This is a genomic window from Paraplanobispora siamensis (genome assembly GCF_016863175.1).
Taxonomy (GTDB): Bacteria; Actinomycetota; Actinomycetes; order Streptosporangiales; family Streptosporangiaceae; genus Planobispora; species Planobispora siamensis.
The window spans coordinates 29,566-48,713 of sequence record NZ_BOOJ01000052.1 but is presented as its reverse complement, the minus strand read 5'-3'; the positions used below and the strand labels follow the sequence as shown (position 1 = coordinate 48,713).

The 19,148-nt window shown below is 70.9% G+C and carries 33 protein-coding genes; all 33 read right to left on the bottom strand.

Annotation, left to right across the window (positions count from 1 at the left end; genetic code table 11):
- Positions 1-7: 7 nt before the first annotated feature.
- Positions 8-301, bottom strand: coding sequence for a hypothetical protein (locus Psi01_RS29550; RefSeq protein ID WP_204067417.1), 294 nt, complete (start codon positions 299-301; stop codon positions 8-10).
- Positions 302-649: 348 nt separating this feature from the next.
- Complete coding sequence (locus Psi01_RS29545; RefSeq protein ID WP_204067416.1) at positions 650-976, bottom strand: hypothetical protein; 327 nt, start codon at positions 974-976, stop codon at positions 650-652.
- Between the two features lie 335 nt (positions 977-1,311).
- Positions 1,312-1,695 (bottom strand): hypothetical protein, encoded by a 384-nt coding sequence (locus Psi01_RS29540; protein WP_204067415.1) that lies wholly within the window; start codon positions 1,693-1,695, stop codon positions 1,312-1,314.
- 114 nt (positions 1,696-1,809) lie between these two features.
- Positions 1,810-2,106 (bottom strand): hypothetical protein, encoded by a 297-nt coding sequence (locus Psi01_RS29535; RefSeq protein ID WP_204067414.1) that lies wholly within the window; start codon positions 2,104-2,106, stop codon positions 1,810-1,812.
- Positions 2,096-2,665: a hypothetical protein gene (locus Psi01_RS29530; RefSeq protein ID WP_204067413.1), complete on the bottom strand. Its 570-nt coding sequence runs from the start codon at positions 2,663-2,665 to the stop codon at positions 2,096-2,098. Before Psi01_RS29530 ends, Psi01_RS29535 begins: the two co-directional genes overlap by 11 nt.
- Positions 2,666-2,724: 59 nt before the next feature.
- On the bottom strand, positions 2,725-3,081 hold the full coding sequence (locus tag Psi01_RS29525) for an HIT family protein (protein WP_239128127.1): 357 nt from the start codon (positions 3,079-3,081) through the stop codon (positions 2,725-2,727).
- Positions 3,082-3,099: 18 nt separating this feature from the next.
- Positions 3,100-4,098, bottom strand: coding sequence for a phosphoadenosine phosphosulfate reductase domain-containing protein (locus Psi01_RS29520; RefSeq protein WP_204067412.1), 999 nt, complete (start codon positions 4,096-4,098; stop codon positions 3,100-3,102).
- 88 nt (positions 4,099-4,186) lie between these two features.
- Positions 4,187-4,510 (bottom strand): hypothetical protein, encoded by a 324-nt coding sequence (locus tag Psi01_RS29515; protein ID WP_204067411.1) that lies wholly within the window; start codon positions 4,508-4,510, stop codon positions 4,187-4,189.
- 119 nt (positions 4,511-4,629) lie between these two features.
- Positions 4,630-4,899, bottom strand: a complete 270-nt coding sequence (locus tag Psi01_RS29510; RefSeq protein WP_204067410.1) for a hypothetical protein — start codon at positions 4,897-4,899, stop codon at positions 4,630-4,632.
- A gap of 86 nt (positions 4,900-4,985) precedes the next feature.
- Positions 4,986-5,117: a hypothetical protein gene (locus Psi01_RS44195; protein WP_275424609.1), complete on the bottom strand. Its 132-nt coding sequence runs from the start codon at positions 5,115-5,117 to the stop codon at positions 4,986-4,988.
- A 39-nt stretch (positions 5,118-5,156) separates the two neighbouring features.
- Positions 5,157-5,585 (bottom strand): SsgA family sporulation/cell division regulator, encoded by a 429-nt coding sequence (locus tag Psi01_RS29505; RefSeq protein WP_204067409.1) that lies wholly within the window; start codon positions 5,583-5,585, stop codon positions 5,157-5,159.
- A 136-nt stretch (positions 5,586-5,721) separates the two neighbouring features.
- Entirely contained in the window at positions 5,722-6,147 is a 426-nt protein-coding gene (locus Psi01_RS29500) for a hypothetical protein (protein WP_204067408.1), read from the bottom strand.
- Positions 6,148-6,286: 139 nt separating this feature from the next.
- Positions 6,287-6,463 (bottom strand): hypothetical protein, encoded by a 177-nt coding sequence (locus Psi01_RS29495; RefSeq protein WP_204067407.1) that lies wholly within the window; start codon positions 6,461-6,463, stop codon positions 6,287-6,289.
- Positions 6,460-6,843 carry a hypothetical protein gene (locus Psi01_RS29490; protein ID WP_204067406.1) on the bottom strand — a complete coding sequence of 128 codons (384 nt, stop codon included), beginning with the start codon at positions 6,841-6,843 and terminating at the stop codon, positions 6,460-6,462. The genes Psi01_RS29495 and Psi01_RS29490 overlap by 4 nt, the downstream gene beginning before the upstream one ends.
- A gap of 67 nt (positions 6,844-6,910) precedes the next feature.
- On the bottom strand, positions 6,911-7,180 hold the full coding sequence (locus Psi01_RS29485) for a hypothetical protein (protein WP_204067405.1): 270 nt from the start codon (positions 7,178-7,180) through the stop codon (positions 6,911-6,913).
- 128 nt (positions 7,181-7,308) lie between these two features.
- Complete coding sequence (locus Psi01_RS29480; RefSeq protein ID WP_204067404.1) at positions 7,309-7,539, bottom strand: hypothetical protein; 231 nt, start codon at positions 7,537-7,539, stop codon at positions 7,309-7,311.
- 82 nt (positions 7,540-7,621) lie between these two features.
- Complete coding sequence (locus tag Psi01_RS29475; RefSeq protein WP_204067403.1) at positions 7,622-8,032, bottom strand: hypothetical protein; 411 nt, start codon at positions 8,030-8,032, stop codon at positions 7,622-7,624.
- Positions 8,033-8,139: 107 nt separating this feature from the next.
- A complete protein-coding gene (locus Psi01_RS29470; protein ID WP_204067402.1) occupies positions 8,140-8,382 on the bottom strand; it encodes a hypothetical protein in 243 nt (80 codons plus the stop codon).
- A 38-nt stretch (positions 8,383-8,420) separates the two neighbouring features.
- Positions 8,421-8,702 (bottom strand): hypothetical protein, encoded by a 282-nt coding sequence (locus Psi01_RS29465; RefSeq protein WP_204067401.1) that lies wholly within the window; start codon positions 8,700-8,702, stop codon positions 8,421-8,423.
- Positions 8,703-8,857: 155 nt separating this feature from the next.
- On the bottom strand, positions 8,858-10,327 hold the full coding sequence (locus Psi01_RS29460; RefSeq protein ID WP_204067400.1) for a hypothetical protein: 1,470 nt from the start codon (positions 10,325-10,327) through the stop codon (positions 8,858-8,860).
- Between the two features lie 380 nt (positions 10,328-10,707).
- Positions 10,708-11,346: a hypothetical protein gene (locus tag Psi01_RS29455; RefSeq protein ID WP_204067399.1), complete on the bottom strand. Its 639-nt coding sequence runs from the start codon at positions 11,344-11,346 to the stop codon at positions 10,708-10,710.
- The gene (locus Psi01_RS29450; RefSeq protein ID WP_204067398.1) at positions 11,343-11,855 is read right to left on the bottom strand and encodes a hypothetical protein; all 513 of its coding nucleotides are present in this window, start codon (positions 11,853-11,855) and stop codon (positions 11,343-11,345) included. Before Psi01_RS29450 ends, Psi01_RS29455 begins: the two co-directional genes overlap by 4 nt.
- A gap of 10 nt (positions 11,856-11,865) precedes the next feature.
- Positions 11,866-13,620 (bottom strand): hypothetical protein, encoded by a 1,755-nt coding sequence (locus Psi01_RS29445; protein WP_204067397.1) that lies wholly within the window; start codon positions 13,618-13,620, stop codon positions 11,866-11,868.
- An 84-nt stretch (positions 13,621-13,704) separates the two neighbouring features.
- The gene (locus Psi01_RS29440) at positions 13,705-13,878 is read right to left on the bottom strand and encodes a hypothetical protein (protein ID WP_204067396.1); all 174 of its coding nucleotides are present in this window, start codon (positions 13,876-13,878) and stop codon (positions 13,705-13,707) included.
- 97 nt (positions 13,879-13,975) lie between these two features.
- Entirely contained in the window at positions 13,976-14,746 is a 771-nt protein-coding gene (locus tag Psi01_RS29435; RefSeq protein ID WP_204067395.1) for a hypothetical protein, read from the bottom strand.
- Positions 14,747-14,836: 90 nt separating this feature from the next.
- Positions 14,837-15,196 (bottom strand): hypothetical protein, encoded by a 360-nt coding sequence (locus Psi01_RS29430; protein WP_204067394.1) that lies wholly within the window; start codon positions 15,194-15,196, stop codon positions 14,837-14,839.
- A gap of 31 nt (positions 15,197-15,227) precedes the next feature.
- Positions 15,228-15,719, bottom strand: coding sequence for a hypothetical protein (locus Psi01_RS29425; RefSeq protein ID WP_204067393.1), 492 nt, complete (start codon positions 15,717-15,719; stop codon positions 15,228-15,230).
- Entirely contained in the window at positions 15,716-16,108 is a 393-nt protein-coding gene (locus Psi01_RS29420; protein ID WP_204067392.1) for a DUF3307 domain-containing protein, read from the bottom strand. Before Psi01_RS29420 ends, Psi01_RS29425 begins: the two co-directional genes overlap by 4 nt.
- Positions 16,105-16,821 carry a hypothetical protein gene (locus Psi01_RS29415; protein WP_204067391.1) on the bottom strand — a complete coding sequence of 239 codons (717 nt, stop codon included), beginning with the start codon at positions 16,819-16,821 and terminating at the stop codon, positions 16,105-16,107. The genes Psi01_RS29420 and Psi01_RS29415 overlap by 4 nt, the downstream gene beginning before the upstream one ends.
- Before the next feature lie 85 nt (positions 16,822-16,906).
- Positions 16,907-17,815, bottom strand: a complete 909-nt coding sequence (locus Psi01_RS29410) for a hypothetical protein (RefSeq protein WP_204067390.1) — start codon at positions 17,813-17,815, stop codon at positions 16,907-16,909.
- Positions 17,816-17,837: 22 nt separating this feature from the next.
- A complete protein-coding gene (locus Psi01_RS29405; RefSeq protein WP_204067389.1) occupies positions 17,838-18,101 on the bottom strand; it encodes a hypothetical protein in 264 nt (87 codons plus the stop codon).
- 45 nt (positions 18,102-18,146) lie between these two features.
- Positions 18,147-18,725, bottom strand: a complete 579-nt coding sequence (locus Psi01_RS29400; protein ID WP_204067388.1) for a hypothetical protein — start codon at positions 18,723-18,725, stop codon at positions 18,147-18,149.
- On the bottom strand, positions 18,719-19,039 hold the full coding sequence (locus tag Psi01_RS29395) for a hypothetical protein (protein ID WP_204067387.1): 321 nt from the start codon (positions 19,037-19,039) through the stop codon (positions 18,719-18,721). Before Psi01_RS29395 ends, Psi01_RS29400 begins: the two co-directional genes overlap by 7 nt.
- Between the last annotated feature and the right edge of the window lie 109 nt (positions 19,040-19,148).

Genomic DNA, 19,148 nt, shown 5'->3' with positions numbered 1-19,148 from the left:
GCCGGGGTCAGTCGGTCAGCAGGTAGCGGGAGCGCCAGTCGGCGACGGCGGCCTGGATGTGGGGCATGCCGTCGATGTGGCGGTCGAGCTCCGGGTTGCGGGCGACCAGGGCGCCCAGGCACTTCTCCAGGATGTGCGGCGCGTCGGCGGCCATCCTGGTGATCATGTAGGTGTAGGCCCGGTCGAACGCGGCCTCCTGCGTCAGGCCGCGGCGCATGCCCTCCAGGGTCAGTTCGGCGATGACGCCGACGACGATCGTGGCGGCGTCTTCGGGGGCCTCAGCGGCGATGCGGGCGGTCATGATCTTCTCTCCTCTCCTGCGGGGGTCGCTCTCCCCCACACCTCAGAATGTACAGGTACTTAGCAGAGATGTCGAGTGGGTGCGGGATCCCGCACGCCGTTTCACGACCAGGATCGCACGGGCTGCCACCCGGCCGACCGCGGCGCCGGCCCGGGTGCGCACACGGGCGTGAACGCTGCTGCGCACGGGCGTGAACGGCCATCACCGCTGGTCGAAGGCGTGCACGCGCCGCACGGGGCGGCGTGCGCTCCCCCGTGCGGTGCGTGCGTGCACGCCCGTGCACGAAGCGGGCGCGCACACGTGAACGCCCCCGCCCGCACGGTGCGGGCGGGGGCGTTCACGGGCGCCTCAGGCGGCGTCGGCGGCGAACGGCGGGAACCGGTAGGCCGGGCCGTCGATGGGCCGGGAGCGGTCACCCCGCGACCAGGCGGCCCAGGCGTACGGCGTGGCCAGCCGGACCTCAAAGCCGCCCTGCGGGTAGGCGGCGGGGTTTTCGAAGTAGCGCAGCCAGGCGGCGTCGCGGGCGTCCTCAGGGCTGGCGAAGCCGCCCTGGCCGAGGCGCAGGACCAGTCCGGCGCCATGGTCGGCGTAGATGTGCAGCACGTAGAAGGACCCGGCCGGGGCGGGGTGGGCGGCGGTCCAGGCGGCCAGGGCGGTGTCGGTGCTGCGGGTCATGATTCCTCCTGATCTCCGGGGCGGGTCGCTCTCCCGCTCACACCTCCAATGTACAGGTACTTAGCGAACGGGTCGAGGGGTTGCCGGGAAACGCTCCGGCCCGGCCCGCCCCCGGGCCGGACCTTGCGTCGCTTGGGTCGCTTCAGTCGCGGGCCGCGGCAACAGCCGCCCGCCGCGCCGCACCACGGGTGCGCCGGCGGCGGATGCCGCGGGCGTGGCGCCCGGCGGCGTTGCTGGTGCGCAGGCCCGTCAGGCGGGCGCCTGCGGTGCCAGCGGGGCGTTTGCGGGCCATCGCACAGGCCTCCAATCATGATGCGACGGGGCGGCGCGCCCCGTCAGGCCGACAGCTCCAGCAGCGGCTTGACGATCTGGACGAAGGCGCGGTGGCCGTCGTGCTCCGCCATCGCCACTTCGTTGCCGATGTGCTGGCTGGAGACGGGGATGCTGTACTCCATCAGGTGCTTCATCGACACATCCAGGGCAGCGCGGGCGGCCTGGATCAGGCTCATCCCGTTGGTCTGGCAGTCCTTGACGCGGTGCCAGGGCGCGGCGGCGCCGTCGAAACGGATGACATGGCGCATCCAGGAGTGCACGGTGTGGCCCTGGTCGTCACCCAGGTGCTCCACCAGCGCGGTGCGGGCGTCGCGCTGGTGGTCGAAGGCGCAGGCCATGTGGAAGATCAAAGTCTGGTGCAGGTCGGCGGTGCCGGTGATGGCCATCGGAGTTCCTCCTGGGGTTTCGGGTCGCTCTCCCGACACCGAACAATGTACAGGTACTTAGCGATGGTGTCGAGGTGGGCCGCAGGAACACCGCTCTCCCGCCGGTGACGATGTCTAAGATTCCCGTTTCATCCGCTCCAGGATCTCCGCGATCTCCACATCCACCACGGCGTACCGCGCCTCCAGCTCCGCAGCGCTCAGCCCGTCGTCACGGCGCATCGCCCGCCAGAGACGCCAGCCCTGGAGGTAGTCCTCCACTGTGGCGTAGGCGTACCGGTGCGGGCAGTCCGGCCGTATCGCCAACTCCTCCACGCTGTACGGCCGCGCGCTGTCGGTGTGCGCCGGATCCCACCCCCACGGCACCCGGCAGCGCGGACCGTGCAGCCGGCACCCCGGCCCGCTACTCCTCATCGTCGACCACCACTTCCACCTCCACCACGTCGCCGTCGTCGCCGCCGGTCAGCTCCGCGTGCAGGCGTTCGGCCAGCTCCGCGATCGTGGCGTGCTGGATGTGGATGGGGCCGCCGTCGGCGCCGGTCACCTCCACCCGCTCCCGGGCCCAGCCGCGGTCGCGGAAGCGCCGCCCCAGGATCTCCAGCCCCACCCGGCCGTCCGGCGGGGCATAGCGCACCTTCTCCTCCACCGTCCCGTCCGGCCGGTGGATCGTCGTGCGCTCCAGCTCAAACCCGCCCAACGCGGCCTTCATCACGCTGCCCGCGGCCACCCGCACTTCCACCTCATCGCGTGCGCGCGTGATGTCCTGACGAAACTGACGTTTCCACGCGGGGGCACCGGGTTGTTCGGCTTCGCGCAGCCATCGGTACAGAGTGCCTTCAGGGATTCCGGCGGCCCCGGCGGCGCCTTCGTAGGTCGCGCCGGCGCGGACTGCATCGATGATCCGCTTATGGGTTTCGGGCGTGAGTTTGCCGCGTCGGCCGCCGCGGGATCGGGGTTGGGGTGTGGTGGTCATGGTGGGCACACGGTAGATGCCCCGGGCCGGTTAGGTCGCGGGGCATCTGTGAGGGGGTGTCAGGGGTTGTGCTGCTGCTGCTGGGGTGTCCAGGGCAGGGGGAGGCCGTCGTCGGGGTGGCGGGGGAGGAGGTGGAGGTGGAGGTGGGTGATGGTCTGGGTGGCTGCGGCGCCTTTGGAGGTGATGATGTTGGCGGCGTCCAGGTGGGCCGCCAGCTGGGCGGCGTGGGCCATGGTGGCGGCGGAGACGGCGGGGTTTTCGCCGACGTCGGCGACGTGGGTGGTCGGGATGATGAGGGTGTGGCCGGGGGTGACCGGGTTCAGGGGGCGGATGGCGATGGCGTCGGGCCAGGTGTGCAGGACGTCGGCGGGGGCGGTGCCGTCGACGATGGAGCAGAACACGCACGGGGTTGGCATGTGGTGGTCCTTCGGGGGTCAGGCCGTGGCGGCGGCTGGCTGGCAGGAGGGGGTGTAGCCGTCCGGCAGGAAGGTGCGGATGGAGGTCTTGTGCTTGAACAGGTGGCCGATGCGGTCCTCCAGGTGGCCGATGCGGTCGATCAGGTCGGGGCGCAGTCGGCCGGCCAGGGTCAGGTCGGCCTTGGAGCCCAGGACGCAGGTGGAGCAGGAGAAGCGGGACATGCCGGCGTCGTAGGTCCAGGCGTAGGGGATGTTCTGTGCGCGGTGCAGGGCCCACACCTGGTCGATCGACCAGTCGTGGATGATGCGCCAGGTCCACACGTCGCGCTTGGTTTTGTTGGAGGCGACCCGGTTGTGTTCGAAGGCGGGCTTGCGGGCGCGGGCGGTGGACTCATCGGCGCGTTCGCCGTTGATGTCCAGGATCCGCATTTTGCGGCCCAGGCTGGCGTCCTTGACCAGTTCGGTGAACAGCCGGTGCTTGGGCGCCCGCTTCTGCTCTGAAGTGCAGTGCCGGTTGGCGGCGTCGGGAAACTTGCCGTACTGCTCAATCTGGGCCAGCAGGTCGCCCTGGAGGCGGGAGCGGACGACGAAGGGGATGCCGTAGCGGTCGGCGTGCTGGCGGGCCAGGTCGGCGGCGCCGGGGCGGTCGCCGTACAGCTCCACCAGGGTGGCGCCGAACATCGCCTGGTAGTGGTCGGCATGCTGGGCGTCCAGGGCGGCGGTGCCGGGCCATTCGATCGCGCCCAGGTCGTTGTGAAGGAAGATGCCGCGGCCCAGGACGCCGGCGGCGGTGGCGATCTGGATGAAGTGGTGGGCGGCGGCGCCGGAGTCCTTGCCGCCGCTGGTGTTGAGCACCCAGGCGTCGTAGTAGTGCAGGTTCGGCCAGTGCTGGTCGCTGGCGGGGACGGTGGCGGCGACCAAGCGGCGGATGCCGTTGTCGTAGCGGTGGGTGGCCGGGCGCAGGGGCAGGGCCGGGCCGGTGGCGGTGAGGGTGATGGTGGTACGGCGGGGCAGCATCTGGGTCTCCTGACCGATCGATTGTTCGGGTACTTAGCAGGTGGGGGTGGGGTGGCCCGGACCATCCGGTCCGGGCCGCCGTCGGGGGTCAGGGGGTCCAGGTGTGGCCGTTCATCAGGACGGGGGTGCGGCCGGTGTTCTTCAGGTAGCCCGCAGCTTCATCTTCGGTGACGTAGTCCCAGCCTTCGGCGGCGCGGACCTCAGCGGAGACGTGGGAGTGTCCGGCGGTGCAGCGCCAGCCGTAGTCGGTGGTGTAGGAGTCGGCGCCGCAGGCCGTGGCGATCATCCCGCCGTCTTCGTCGTAGCCGCAGTCGACCAGCCAGTGGCAGGGGGTGACCTGGATGCCCTGGGAGCAGGCGCGGACGGCGGTGACGGTGGCGTGGCGGTCCTGGCAGTGGCCGCAGATGATCATTGATTTCTCCTGTCTGTGGGTCGCTCTCCCAACACACTCAAATGTACAGGTACTTAGCGACTGTGTCGAGGAATGCGAACGGCCCGAACCAGCTGGTCCGGGCCGTCGGGGGTGCAGTGTCAGGCGGAGGTGACGAAGAACTTCCAGTCCTCCCCTGCCGCGATGTGGTGCTCCCGGCCGCGGTTGCGCACCACCAGGGTGCGGGGCTGGCCGCGGTGCAGGCGGCCGAACTCATCGCGGCGACCGGGGCGGCCGGGCGTGGTGGCGACGAAGGCGCCCTGGCAGACGGCGATGCGGTTGCCGCCGGCGCCGATCAGCGCGGTGATGGTGTCGCCGTCGGTCAACTGCGTGATGGTCTTGACGGTCTCGCCGGGCTGGATGCCGCTCATGGTCATCTCCTGTCTGTGGGTCGCTCTCCCAACACCCCCTAATGTACAGGTACTTAGCGAAAGGGTCGAGGTGGAGGCTGGTCGGGTCACCTGAGTACGGCAGCCGTGACCACCAGGCCGACGATGCACATCCCGACTCCGACCATGTTGCCGCGGACCAGGTCCCACAGCAGAACCACGATGATCACTGTGATGGCGAAGCGGCGGAACCCAAGCATGGAAACCTCCCAGGTAGGGGGTGGGTGGTACCGCGGCGCTCAGGCGCCGCGGGTGAGCAGCGCCGCCAGGGCGCCGTCGATGTCGACGTGTTCGTTTCCGGAGGGCACCAGCTCCAGCGTCGCGTCGACGATGGCCTGGAGCTGGCAGCGGTCGGCGTGAAAGTCCATCCAGCGCCCGTCACCGTCGCGCACGCGAAGCAGCACGCGGCCGGCCTGGCCACTGGGGCCGATCTGGACCTGGTCGCAGCCGACCAGCGCGGTGCCGCCGGCCAGGACGGCGCACACCAGGTCGCGGGCGATGTACACGCACCCCCGGGCCTGGAGGTGGGTGTCCAGCAGGGTGATGCGCAGGTCATGGGGGCGGTCGCGCAGGTAGGTGACGATGGCGGGCTGGAAGTCGCCGCCGTCGTCGGAGTACAGGCGCAGGCCGTTGACGATCTCTGGGATGGAGTGCGTGGTGGTGGTCATGACGGGTGGGTCCCTCCTGGGGGCGGGTCGCTCTCCCGCCCCTGGCGCGGTCGGGGGGTGGGGCCCGCATCCAGGTGGCCGGGCCCCGGCGGATTCAGGTGTTGGTCCAGACGGGCTCATCAGACCCCAAGAGATCTCAGAGCCGGGCGTGGTTCTCCTTCAGCCAGCCGTCGCAGACGTCGCCGATCGTGACCAGGTCATGGGGGTACTCGCTCGCGATGCGGGCGACGATCTTGCAGAGCTGGTAGGGCGTGTATGCCTGGATGCGGGTGGATGAGACAGCGTGCATGCGGCCTGTGCTGATGGACTTGTGCAGGGCGATGGCCACGATGCGGATCCGGAAGGTGACGTCGCTGCAATCCGAGCGGCCCAGGGAGTGGAGCACCCGGGCGTATCGGGGCGTGTCGTACTGGCCCAGGATCGTGTAGCCCTCGCGGTCCCGCATGACGTAGTCGCGGGTCCGGGTTCCGACACCGATGGCCGTGGCGATCTCACGGGCGGTCATTGTCTCGGCCGTCGCGACGGTGGCGGTGAGCATCTGGCCTTCGGTGGTGCCGGTCATGGCGTGTCCCTTCTGCTTTCTGGGGGCGGGTCGCTCTCCCGTCCACACTTTTAATGTACAGGTACTTAGCGATAGTGTCGATAGGAGAAACGGAAGACGGCCCAGGCGCACGCCTGGGCCGTTTCGTGTGGGGCGGGGGTCAGTTCGCCGTCAGGGTACCGGCGGGGCCGGGGTCGATGAGCAGGCGGTAGGCGCGCTGCGCCAGCTCCCGCTGCCTGGCGGACATGTGCTCTTGCGGGTCGTAGCCCATGATGAACTCCCCCGCGGTCTTGGCCAGGCATTCCAGTTCGTCGTCGCTGAACAGGTCGCGGATCATCGGGCGTCCCCGGTCACCCCGACGGTGCGGCGGGCGGCGGCGGCAGCGTTCCACCAGCCTCCGGGGTAGGCGCGCATCTGTGCGGTCAGGTCGCCGCTGGTGTCGAAGCCGGGCAGCTGCATGATCAGGGCGGCGTACTGCTGGGCGGCGTCGGTGGTCGTGAACGGCTCCCCGGTGGTGAGGTCGATGCCGGTGCCGGCGTGCCTGACGGTCCAGCCCTGGTTGCCGTTGTGCAGGGTCGCGTGGGTCAGGATCAGGGTGCCGTCGCCGGTCAGGATCATCTCCTGGCGGGCGCTGGCCCGTACGGCGGTGAAGTCGCCGTAGTCGCCTCCCAGGGCCAGGTGGGCGCGGACGTGATCGGTGGTGGCAAAGCGGGCCATGGTCGTCTCTCCTGGGTGGGCCTGGGGGCCGGTGTCGCTCTCACCGGCCCCCAGGGGTCTGGTGGTGTCAGCGGCTGCGGTGGGCGGCCAGGGCGGCGCCGGTGATGGCCTGCACGGCGGTTTCGGTGTTGGTCTCCTGCTCCGCCCAAGCCTCGAACGCGGCGTCGACCTCCGGGTGCCGCTCGCACAGCACGTCGATGATCGCGGCGCGGACGATGCTCTTCTCCGCGCTGCGCTCGCCGTCGGCGTCCAGGGCGATCAGGGCCTGGCACAGCAGCGGGGTGCGCTGGGCCTTGGTGAGGTCGGTCATCTGCTGCCTGGCGGTGCTGGCGTTCATGATCTCTCCTGTTCGGGTCGCTCTCCCAACACCCTCCAATGTACAGGTACTTAGCAGATATGTCGAGCTGAACAGGGGAAACGCGATCGGCCCGGCCCTAAGGCGGGCCGGGCCGGCCGGGGGCAGGATCAGAGCCAGGAAGAGCTGAGCTTCGCGGCAGGCGCCCACCGCGGGTCACGCGGGCGGTAGTCCCCGTGCCCGCGCATGTCCCACAGGACGAAGACCTCGTCCGTGTCGGCGTTGATGGCCTGAACCGTGCCCCAGATGTCGCTCAACTCGATGTGGTGCACGCTATCGCCGGGCGTGAAGTCGATCGCAGCGCTTGCCTGCGCGGACTGCTGAGTGGTCCTGGGAGTCATTCCCCATCTCCTTGACTGGAAGGCCGGCCTGGGCCGGTGGAAGGCGGAGCCCGGCCCCCGGGGCGGGGGCCGGGCGCGGGGACTACAGGCGGCGCCAGTCCCGGTCGGTGATCTGCTCCACCCGGCGGTCGGGGTGGAAGTCGGTGTGCCAGTAGGTCAGCAGCATCCGCACGGCCTGGGCGCGGCTGGTGGCGTCGATGGGCAGGTAGTAGCCGACGCCGCCGCGGAACAGGAAGCCCTCCCGGTCGCGGTAGGCGACCACGGCCCAGCCGTTGCGGACGCGGGTGATGCCGCCGATGACGCGGTCGGCCATGCGGCGGCAGCCGTAGAAGCGGGCGGTGATCTCCGGCACGGTGACCAGGTAGACCGTCGGCAGGCCGTGGCCGGGGTCGATGGGGCTCAGGGTGGCCGGGTGGGTCTCCCTCCACTGCCTGCCGGGCTTGTCGACGTTGCTGATGGTGATCGACGCGGCAGCGGCGGCGGTGGTGGCCATGGGGTGTTCCTCCTGATGGTGGGGCGGGGTCGCTCTCCCCGCCGAACACCTCCAAATGTACAGGTACTTAGCGAACGTGTCGAGGGTTTCCGGGTATTTTGCGGCGATCAGTCGTCTTCGAAGTATTGCGTGAGGCTGATCGCGGCAATGTAGCCCTCCGGGTCCAGCCAGGCCGTGTCGTCGGCCTCCCGGACCTCATACAGCACGACGGGGCCCTGGTCGTCGCCGTATTCGAAGCGGCCGACGACGACGAAGCGGCCGGTCAGCTCCGCAGGGTCGCCGCCGTCAGCGTGGTAGGCGTCCAGCGCGGCCTGTGCCTTGCTGCGCTCCGGCGGGTAGTCGGTGGTCATGTCTGCCTTCCTGGGCGGGGCGTGATCGTCGGGCGGGGTCAGTCGGCCAGGCAGGCCGGGTAGGCCTGTCCGGTCCGGCAGGTGTCGTAGCTGGCCTTGCGGACCTTCGTCTTGGTCCGGCCGCCGTCGCCGTCGGCGATGATCAGGTAGTAGCGCTGGTCGCACCGCAGCGGCTGGAGACCGGTGCAGTAGCGGCCGGAGGTCTTGGCGGCTACGGTTGCGCCGCTGTCGCTGCTGGGGGTGGTGCGCGGGCCGCAGGCGGTCAGGCTGGCGGTCAGGGCCAGGGCGACGGTGACGGTGGCGGCGGTGCGGACGTTCATGGTTCTCTCCTGGTCTCCGGGGCCGGGTCGCTCTCCCTGCCCACACCCATAAATGTACAGGTACTTAGCGATGGAGTCGAGGGGATTCCATGGTTTGACGTGCAAAAACGCCCCGGCCCGGACGGGGAGAGTCCGGGCCGGGGCGCGGTTGCCGGCTAGTCGTCGCCGGTACCGTCGTCGGCGTCGGCGAAGGCCTCCAGCGCGCCGACGTCGACCGGCCCGCAGGCCTGCGCCGCCCGCTTGCGATCCCCCTTCACGAAGATCAGCAGATCCTGGTGGGTACGGCCCAGCAGCCGCGACTTGACGAACTGGGGGCCGACCCGGCGGGCCAGGGACCCGATGACGGTCATGATGAACGCGGTGGACTGCAAGGTGAGCCCGGCAGCCTCCGCGGCGCGGATGGTGATGCCGCGCAGGTCGACCAGGCGACCGGTGCGCGGGTGGCGCACGTCCCCGACCACGATGGCGGCGAAGCGGTCGGGCCGCAGCGCCGCGGCGGCCCCGGCGATGATGCGACCGTAGGCGTCGATGAACTCCTGCTCCCCCATGGTCGACAGGTCGGCCGGGTCGTCGCTGTAGCGCTCCAGCCACAGGTACGGCGGACAGGTGAACAGCAGATCGGCCGACTCCGGCTCCAACGTCGTGACCCAGTCGATGCTGTCGCCGACGTTCCAGTCCGGGACGGAGGCGATGACGTCGCGGGCGGCCATCTCCTTGGCCTGGGCGCGGTTGGCGTCGACCTGGTCGGCCGACAGGTCGTTGCCGTGGTAGCGGCGGCCCAGGGCGGCGGCCACGACGCCGCGCACGGACCCGCCGGCGAAGGGGTCGATGACGGAGGCGCCGGGGGGTGAGAACCAGCGGTAGACCAGCTCACACACCACCGGGTCGAAGATGGAGGTCATCTGGTCGTAGGCGTTGATGCCGGAGCCTTCGGTGTTGAAGGTTTTGGCGGTGCGGCCGATCTCTGAGCGGATGCCCAGCTCCAGCCAGGCCCGTTTGCGCTGCCGCCACCAGCCGGTGCGGGCGTCCAGGACGGTGAAGGGCGCCACCAGGAACCGCTCCGCCAGGGCGACCGGGGGGCCGCTCTCATCGCGGTCGCCCGCCTCCCAGTCGTCGTCGAAGTCGGAGTCGGGCGAAGAGGTGTCGGCGCGGCGGTCTAGATCGGCGATGATGTCGGCCAGGTCGGTGGCGGTGAAGCCGGTCAGCTCCAGCAGGTCGGGGTGGTCGGAGGCCAGGTCTCCCAGGACGTCGGCCAGCAGGTGGTCGACCCAGCCGCCCCGTTCGGTCAGCTTGTTGTCGGCGATGATGTAGGCGTCGGCGTCGGCGTCGGAGGCCGACGACCAGCCGCGCAGGATCGGCACCCGCCAGCGGCCGTCGTCGCCGCGGATGAGGCCGTCGGGCAGGCGGGCGCCGTCGGCGTGCAGCTGGCGCAGCGCGCTCAGGCGGCCGTGCCCGAAGACCAGGCGGCCGGTGCGTTCATCCAGTGCCCCGGCCAGCGTGCAGCCGAACTGCTGGATGGCCGCGCGGATCCCCGCCAGTTCGTGATCTTTAGGGTTGCGCAGGGCGAAGGGGACGTCGTCCAGCGGCAGGTATTCGATGCGGCGCATCGCCGGTTCGGTGCTCACGCCGCCGCACGGTAGGGATCACTGGGCGCTTAGGTCGCGCCCTAGGAGCTGCTCTTGACTCTGATGGTGCGGATCGCCGGGTGGTTGCACACCGGACATTCGCACCGAGTGAAGCGCTTACCGTCCACCACTGGGTACAGGGCCACGCGGCCCAGGCAGGTGTCATGGTCACCGCGTCGGCACGGGTTGCTGATGTGCGCCGGCAGGGGTTCCACCGTTGGGTCCGGGTCCCAGTGGTGCCTGGATTTCTTCGCCACCCTCACACCATCCCACGTTCGTACTCGGGTACGAAACGCGACCCCGGTTGTTGATCGAATATTAACCGGGGTGTATACGGGACCGGCGGGGGCGGGCCCACCGGTTTGCCCCGTCAGGGGAGGTTATGCCCCCCGGCGGACCTGTCGAACAATAGCGCCGACGGCCTGGCGGTAGCGGGGCCGCCACTGTTTCCAGTCGGCCGACAGCCGAAATGCGCCGCGATCATCGTAGGGGTGGTAGCTGACCACAGCGTCCCCCGTGTGGAAGACCGCCACACCCTGGAGGTCGGGACCAGGCAGCGTGCCCAGCAGCGGAGCGGTGATCTCTAGGCCCGGCCGCTGGAAACGCGGCAGGCTGGGATCGGCCAGCAAGGTGTCGGCGCCGTTGCACAACGTCAGCACCAGGTGGCCCGGGTAGCCGCCCGCCTGGGCGGGTGTGTCGTTGCTGAACGCCATCACCGCCTCCTGCGGCCAGTCCGGCTCTGCGCCCTGGCGGCCGAAGAACGACGACGCCTGGGTTCGCAGGTCCTGCATCCCGCCGACGATCGCGGCATGGGCGACGGGGTTGGCCACCATCGCCTGCACCGGCCGCGGCCGAAGCCACAGCCCGAAGGCGCGCCCGGCCTGCTGGGCGATCCGGCAGGCGGCGATGCCGACGTGGTCGGGCCGGTAGCCCGGCCCGGCCTGGCTGCGGGCGCGCAGGTAGGCCCAGGTGCGGGTGACGACCTCCAGCGCGGTCGCCTCCGGCCCGGCCGCGCTCACCAGGCCTCCTTACCCGGCGTGGCCTGGAAGCGCAGCGGCCAGCCCAGCTCCACGGCGATGTTGCGCAGCTGCATCTCCTCCTCAGGGCGCAGCGGGCGCTGGCTGTGAACCACTACGGCGGGCGTGACCAGGCGCGTGCCCATCTCCCGCAGCAGGGCCCGCAGCGCCATCGCGGTGGCGTAGGCCGCATCCAGCGGCACCGTCCCGGCCTCATGGGTGGAGGTGATGGTGTGCGTGCGGGTCCGGGTGATGGGGATGTCGACCAGGTGGGTGGTGGCGGCCACCCGCCAGCCGTCGCCTTCGCGCTGCGCCATGATGGCGGTGCAGATCGGCCGGGGCGCCTTGCGCAGCACGATCAGGGCGGTCGCGCTGGCCAGCGCCATGAACACCGCGCCCATCATCGGGCCGGTGAAGAGGGTGATGTCACCGGCGGCCAGGTAGGCGGTCGCGTGCACGGCCGCGGTGGCGGCCAGCCCGATCAGGCCGGCGCGGGTCTCAACGTATTGCACGATGGTCTCCTTACGGCAGGGCGGGCTGGCGGCGTTGCAGCTCCGCCAGGAAGTCGGATGTGCAGCCGATCAGAGCCCGGTCGGGCAGCTCCGTCAGTGCCCGGCCGCAACCGGAGGTGTCGGCCGGGGCAGGCTTGCCCGGTTGTGGCGGCGCCGGGGCGCCGCTGGGGCTCAGATCGACCACGTCGGGCCGCACGGTGGCGGTGGCGGAGAAGTCGACGTACAGCACGGTCAGGCCGCGCCGCTGGCCGAAGATGCGCCAGCGGTCCCCCGACAGCGGGGTGATCTCCACCAGCTTGCCGCCGTTGGGCACGAACGTCGGCCGGGCCGCGGCCACGTGCTCCTGGGCGCTGTCGATGAGGCGGGTGACGTTGACCGTCAGCGGGTCGCCGTCGGCCAGCAGGTGCACATCCAGGGCGTTCAGGCGGCCGTCGGTGACCTCATCGGCCCGGGTCAGGGCGTAGCCGACCACGGTCTCTGACCGGCTGGCGTTGGGCGCCAGCGGGGTGACGTAGTACAGGCGGCCATCGGCGGTGGACTTCAGCAGGAACTCTGAGGCGTTGCCCATCGACGTCTCATCGGTGGCCGGTTCGAAGCCGAAGCCGGAGCTGTCCATGAACCGGCGGCCGGCGGCCCATTCGGTGGCCTGGCGCTGGGCGCTGACCAGCGACAGCGGGTAGACCGGGCCGGGCAGCTGCCCAGCGGTGACCGTGGGCTGGTAGGTGATGGCCGGAGCGCCGGAGGCGGAGCCGCGCAGGATCAGCACGCCGGCGGCGGTGCGCACGCTGCGCACCTCAAAGGGCACCTGCCGCTGCACCGGGATGACGATGACGGGCCGGCGCTCAGGAACCGGCGGCAGCTTCCCGGCGGCGTCCGGGGGCGCTTCGCAGTACCCCCAGATGTCGCCGTCGTCGTAGACCAGGTGCCGGTACTTCTCGGCGATCAGGTTGCGCAGGTCGTTGTCGCGTTCGCCGTCGAAGGCCCGGCCGAAGCGATAGCCGTCGCGGTAGGTGCACACCTGCGCCTTGGTGCCGGCGCCGTCCCAGACGGCCACGCCGTACACCGGTTGGATCCGGCCGGAGCCGTTCAGCACGGCGCTCCAGGTGCCCTGGCCCGGGTCGGGGCCGTGCAGGTAGGTCAGGGTGGGGTCCCACACGTCGACGCGCTGCAACGGGCTGGCGGAGGTGGTCATGGCGGCCAATGCGCCCGACAGGGACGCGGTGCGCGGCTCCCAGCCCAGATGCGGGGCGGCGGCGTCGGTGTCGATGCAGGTGCGCATGTCGCCGGGGTGACCGATCAGGTCACAGCGGCCCGTGCCCGGCTGCGCACCGTCGGTCAGGTGCCGGGCGGAGGCCGGGGCGGCCTTGGGCAGATGCCAGGTGGTGGCGCTGTTGTAGTAGCGGCCGTGGTCCTTGTCGCTGTCCCACAGGCCGCTGGCCACCGGGACGGCGAAGACCAATAGCGCCATGACCGCGCACAGCACGACGCCAGCGGCGGCCTTGACCTGACCGTCGACTTCGGCGGCCAGGCAGACCCCGGCCTGGATGATCAGCCAAAGACCGATGCCGAACCAGGCCATCGGGGTGAAGGCCGCCGGGTTGGCGCCGTCCGGGAAGAACTGGGTGGTGAAGAACAGCCGGTAGGCCTGGTCGAACTCCCCGATGCCGGGGGCGATCAACCGCAGGATCGCCCACAGGGCGAACAGCAGGCCGGGGATCAGTAGCCACAGGGCCAGGGAGGTCCCGACGAATTGCCGACGTGTCACAGGTGGTCAACCTTCTTTCGGATGGGAGTGAAAACGCGCGCACCCCCGCGCGTGCCAGACGCGCGGGGGTGCGGCAGGGAAGGGTCAGCGGTCGTGGCGGACCGAATCGGAGATGAACCAGCCGTCCCGGTTGCGGCGGGGCCCGCGGAAGGCCGCACGCGGCAGTCGGCGGTCGCGGCCCCGGATGCGGCGCGGCGCCTCATCGCAGTCGAACTCCTCAGGCCGGGTGTGGACGCGGGCGGTGACGGTGCTGGCCATGGTCATCTCCTTGGGTGGCCGGGGTCGCTCTCCCCGACAAATCGAAAGTACAGGTACTTAGTTAACGTTGTGGTGCGGCGCGCCGGGCGGACGCCGGTCAGCGGACGGAGCGCGGCTGCTGGCCGGGCGGGACGAAGAAGAAGCTGCGGTCGGCGTAGAACTCCAGCCAGCCGAACTGGCCGTTGCCGTTGGGGGGATGCGGGCGCGGCCCGGCCGGCAGGTAGCGGCGGCAGGTGCAGCACAGGCCCCGGTCGTCGCGCTGGAGGTCCGGGCAGCGCACCTCCAGCACGTGGATGGGGCGGCGGCGCTGCTGGGCGGCGCTGCGGCGGGGGCGCCAGGCGGTGGTGTCGCTGCGGGTGGCCAGGCGGCTGATGTGCACCCAGTGTCCCCGGCCGCGGCTGCTGCGGCCGTCGTAGAGGTCGCCGGGGTAGATCTCCGCCTGCTGGCCGGTGGAGTCGATGCGGACGATAACGACCGGCTGGCCGTCGAAGTCGACCTGGTCGCCCTTGTCGAAGGCGGTGGGGGCGGGGGTCGGGCACTGGTGGCTGTCGGGAGCGGAGGTGGTCATCCGCTCCACGACGGCGTCGGCGTTGCATTCGGTGGTCAGGGAGACCATCCAGACGCAGCGGCAGGCGAAGGTGCGCACCCGGATGGTGAAGCCGTCGGCGGCCAGCTTGTCGGCGTGCTCCGCGGCCACGGTGGCGGCTTCGCGGGTGCGGAAGCTGGTGCGGGCGTGCAGCGCTTCGCGGATGCGTTCGCCGTCGACGGTGGCGCTGCGGTAGACGGTGGTGGCGTGGAAGTCGCTGCGGGCGATGCCCAGGCCGCGCAGGGCGGTGACGATCCGGGATGCGGCGGTGCCGATACTCATTGATCTCTCCTGTTCGGGTGCCGACCTCGCTCTGACCGACACCCACATTATGTACAGGTACTTAGCATCAGCGCAAGGGGTTCGGCGAGATCAGAATGGAGAAGGGCGGTTCCTGGAGGCCTGCGCCGCGCGCCGCCCAACGTAGCGGCCGTGCTTGAGAGCACTGGTGTTGCCGACCGGCGCACCCCGCTTGCCCGGCTGGAAGGTGCCCGCCCACACCACCACAGCCATCGTGTCCCAGACCCGCACCGGCCGGACCGCCCGCTGCGTGCTCTTGTCCGGCAGCGCGTCGGGAAACCCGGTGACCCGGCGGCGGCGGTACCAGGAGGTGATCTGGTTGGCGTCGATGTGACGCATCCCCATCGGGATCTCCGCCATGGTGCTCAGCGTGGTCAGCAGCGCCGCCAGGTCGTGAGCATTGGCCCGCCGCATCTCCGCCGGCAGCGTCACGAACTCCCACGGCGGCGGCAGGCGCCGCTCATCACCGGTAGGCGTTCCAGGTGCGGTGTGCGATGCGGGCTTTTCGTGCGTGCTCAATCGTCTTGCTCGTTCCAGAGGAGTCGTTCAGGCACCAGGCCAGGAACAGATCGACAGGGTAATCGGGGTGGGCGGGGATGTCCGGGTTGCGGCGATGTCCGGCCGACGGGCAGTAGGTAGGGGCTTTCCCCCGATTACCGCGGTTGACCCGCCGGTGCTCCGGCCGGCAGGAGGGCGCGCACTCCTCCCACCGCGCGGGCACGGTCTCTTCGACCAGCCGGACGGTGCGCTGGGCGGCCGGCTCCAGGTGGTCGGCGATCCAGCCGGCCACGATGCGGTCGACACCCTGATCGGCCGCGCCGTGCCGGACGATCAGCGTGTCGCCGGGCTGGCAACGGGCCAGCTGATCATCCAGCGCATCGGTGATGGTCTCCCGCCAGCCTGGTTTGGTCGGCCAGCGGGTCGATCCGGAGGTGGCGATGCGGCGGGCCCTCATCCCAGCCACACCAGGGCTGCCAGGTTGATGACCAGGTGCATCGTGTTGTCGACGACGAACAGCAGAGCGGTCGCCAGGCCCGCCGGGGCCTGGCGCGAAAACCCCTGGTTGGCCGACGCCTCTGCCCAGGGAGTGCGGAAAGCGCGGGGCGCCATCAGATTCTTGGCCCAGATCACGTACTTCGCCGCCCGGTAGTGATCCAGCACGATGTGCGTGCCGCCGATCACCAGCAGGGCCCCCACCGATCGGGTGATCAGCAGGAACGGCAGCGTGTAGGTCACGCCGTGGATGATGGCCGGCCACCACCGTCGGACCTTCTCCGTGGCCATCCAGTGCGACTGGAGCACGTAGTCGCCGACCAGGTGCGCGATGATCGATTCGGCTATCACCGGACGACACCGCCCCGGGCGAAACGCGGCCGTCCGCGGCCGATGAGGTGCTGGATGGTCAGCCACGCGGCCCGGGCGGGGGTGTGGCCCATGACGGCGTCGTAGGCGTCCCGGGCGAAGGTCGCATCCCCCATCGCGGTGTGCAGCGCATAGGCGCCGACATCCAGGCCCAGGCGGGCGGCCAGGTCGTGCACGCGCCAGCCGGCCGGAGCGCGCAGCCGCCCGGCCATGAGGTTTTCGGCGCACACCAGCCGGTAGTGCCAGGGCGCCTCACTGGTGATGTGGCGGTTCCGGATCAGCAGGTCGGCCAGGCCCAGGTCCTCGAAGGAGGGCACGCAGCCGACCAGCACGGGCCGGGCCGGGTCCCAGGCGGGGATATCGGCATCGGGGGCGAACCAGACACTGATCCGATTGGCCATCTGGGCGGCGGAGACCACGGGGGCGTCGCCGCCGACCAGCTGCGGGTGGCGGTCGTAGAAGTGGCCGACCTCCAGCGCCCGCCGGATTTCAGGGTCCAGGTCATCGGCCAGCGGGTCGAACGGCAGGTCGTCCAGGTCCAGGAACATCTGCTCCCGCTCTTCGATCCCGTTGGGGTAGCGATAGATGTGGGCGTACTCCCAGATGATCCGGCCGCCCTCCAGATACGGGCGGGTCAGGCCGGTGGTTTCGGTGTCGGTGAAGACCAGCGGCGGGCTGGCGGGCATGCGGCGCATCGGCGCCCCTTCGGCTCAAGGGGTGGACAAGGGGTGATGGTGGCGCGGGCGGGGCGGTAGCGTCGCGCCCTGCCCGCGCGGCAGCTCAGATCAGGCCGCGCCACCAGCTGCTGGGCAGGCTGCCCAGTTCGGCGGCCACCGGCCGGGTCCGCGCGAAGCGGGCCAGCAGCATGCCCGCGGTCACCTCCGCCGGGTAGCCCAGGGTCAGGGCGACCACGGCCGGCGCGCACTCCTCCAGCTGTTCGAACCCGTCCTCTCCCAGGAAGGTGGCCGGGCTGAGGTCACGGACGGCGTTGATGGCGTCGGCCTGCTCTTGTGCCCAGGCCGGCGGCAGCACGTCGGCGTAGTCGGCGATCAGCGCATCCAGGTCGCACAGGGCGTGGTAGGGGCGGGTGGTGGCGGCGAAGGCGTAGGTGCGGCGGCGGCGGGAGCAGACCTGCACGGTGACGCCGCGCTGCGCCGCGTCCCGGAGGTAGGTCGCCACGTCGTTGCGGTGGATGTTGAAGTAGGCATACGGCTTCCAGCCCTTGAGCACCGCCGTGCGGGACCAGTCGTCGGGGTCGACGCCGGTGCTGACGGGGGCCACGGGCAACATCTCCCAGCCGCGGCTCAGGCCCTGGGCGTGCAGCGGGTTCCAGTAGGTGATCGGGCTGGGGCTGTGGCGTGGCATGGCCGGGCCGCGCCACTGCCACACCATCGCACCGTTCCAGAACGCGGCGTAGTCGACCTGGCCGGGGCCGCCGAAGGCTTCGTCGGGGGCGGGCCGCAGGTAGACGCCGTGCAGCAGCGCATCGCCGCTGCGGGCCAGCCAGGGCCAGCGGATGCGGCGGCGGCGGGCCAGGGGCAGCACGTCGGTCGGTACGGCGGTGGCGTCGTAGGCGCGCACCCACTGGCCGGGGGTCAGGCGGGTGCGGGTGCCGCGGCAGTCGGTGCAGCGCTGGTCGGTGCCGGGCGTGATGCCGGAGCCGATGCAGGCATAGCAGGTGGTGAACATGGGTCGTCCTCCCCGGGGCGGGTCAGGTGGCGGGTGTGGTCCAGGGGTAGGCCTCCGGGGTGGGGTCGGGCGGGCCCGGGGTGATGCGGGTGGCCGCGCCGCGGCGCCGCTGGGACCAGGCGTACAGCCGTGCGGTGAAGCGCAGCCGGTAGGTGCGGTAGCTGTAGAGGGTCGGGGTGTAGTTGCGCGGGCCGGCCAGGTGGGCGGGGTTGGTGACCTGCCCGATGGGCGGGGTCACGCAGATGAGGGCCGGGCCGGGGCGGCGGGCCACGATCACGGTGTACATGCACAGGTCCTCTGGTCGAAGAAGGGCGGGGGTGGCGCGTGCGGGCTATCGCAGCTGCGCGTAGATGGCCATCTGGACGGCCAGGACGGCGACGGCCACCAGTTCGGCGATGGCCACGACCGTCAGTGCGACGGTGACCGGACCGATGACCCAGTAGGCCACGGTGGCGGCCACTGCGGGCCCGGCGAAGGTCAGCAGGTCGACGGCGAACTGGAGTCGCTTGCGCGAGCGGCGGCGGTGGTCGTCGGCGTGGTTGCGTTCCCAGCCGAAGACGGGAAGCTGCTGGCCGGCCAGGTCGCGCAGGCGCGGGCACAGCTGTTGGCGGACGTGCCGGCCGATGGCGCTGATCATGTGATCGTTGGCCAGGTAGGTCCAGCCCAACGCCATGGAAGCGACGGGCAGCAGCAGCGCCAGGGCTGCGTTGCGGCCGGCGAAGGCCCCGGCGGCCACCGTGGCGGCCGAACCCAGCATGAAGTAGATCAGGTTGTCGCGGACCCCGATCCGCGCCACCTGCTCTGTCTTGAGCCGGTCGTATTCGGCCAGCAGGACCTGTACGGCCGCTTGCCGTTCGGTCAGCAGGACCTGCGCATCCTTGCGTCTGGTGAACAGGCCCATGGTCACCACTGCCCGAAGGTGCAGACCGGGCCGCAGTTGCACACGGGGGCGTGGGCGCGGATCTCTTCGCAGCGGCGGGCGTCTTCGCGCCGCTGCCGCTGGGCGTGCGACAGGCGGGGGGTGGCGCCGTCGTGCAGCTGGTCGCAGCGCGGGCACTCATCGCGCGGCTTGCGCCGGCCGAACGGCAGGGGCGGGTGGTTGTGGTCAACCAGGCCGTCGGCGGAGCGTTCGGCGCGCCGCTCATCGCAGCGCGGGCACGCCCCGGGCGCCTCCAGCGGGCTGAAGGGGCGCAGGTCGTGGTTGTGGGGTGTCGTGGTGGTCATGGTCGTCTCCTGTGGCCGTCGCTCATCGGCTACTCTCAATGTACAGGTACTTAGCATTCAGGGCAAGGTGGGCGGGCCGGGAAAGGCGTCGGCCGCCCCGCACGGTGCG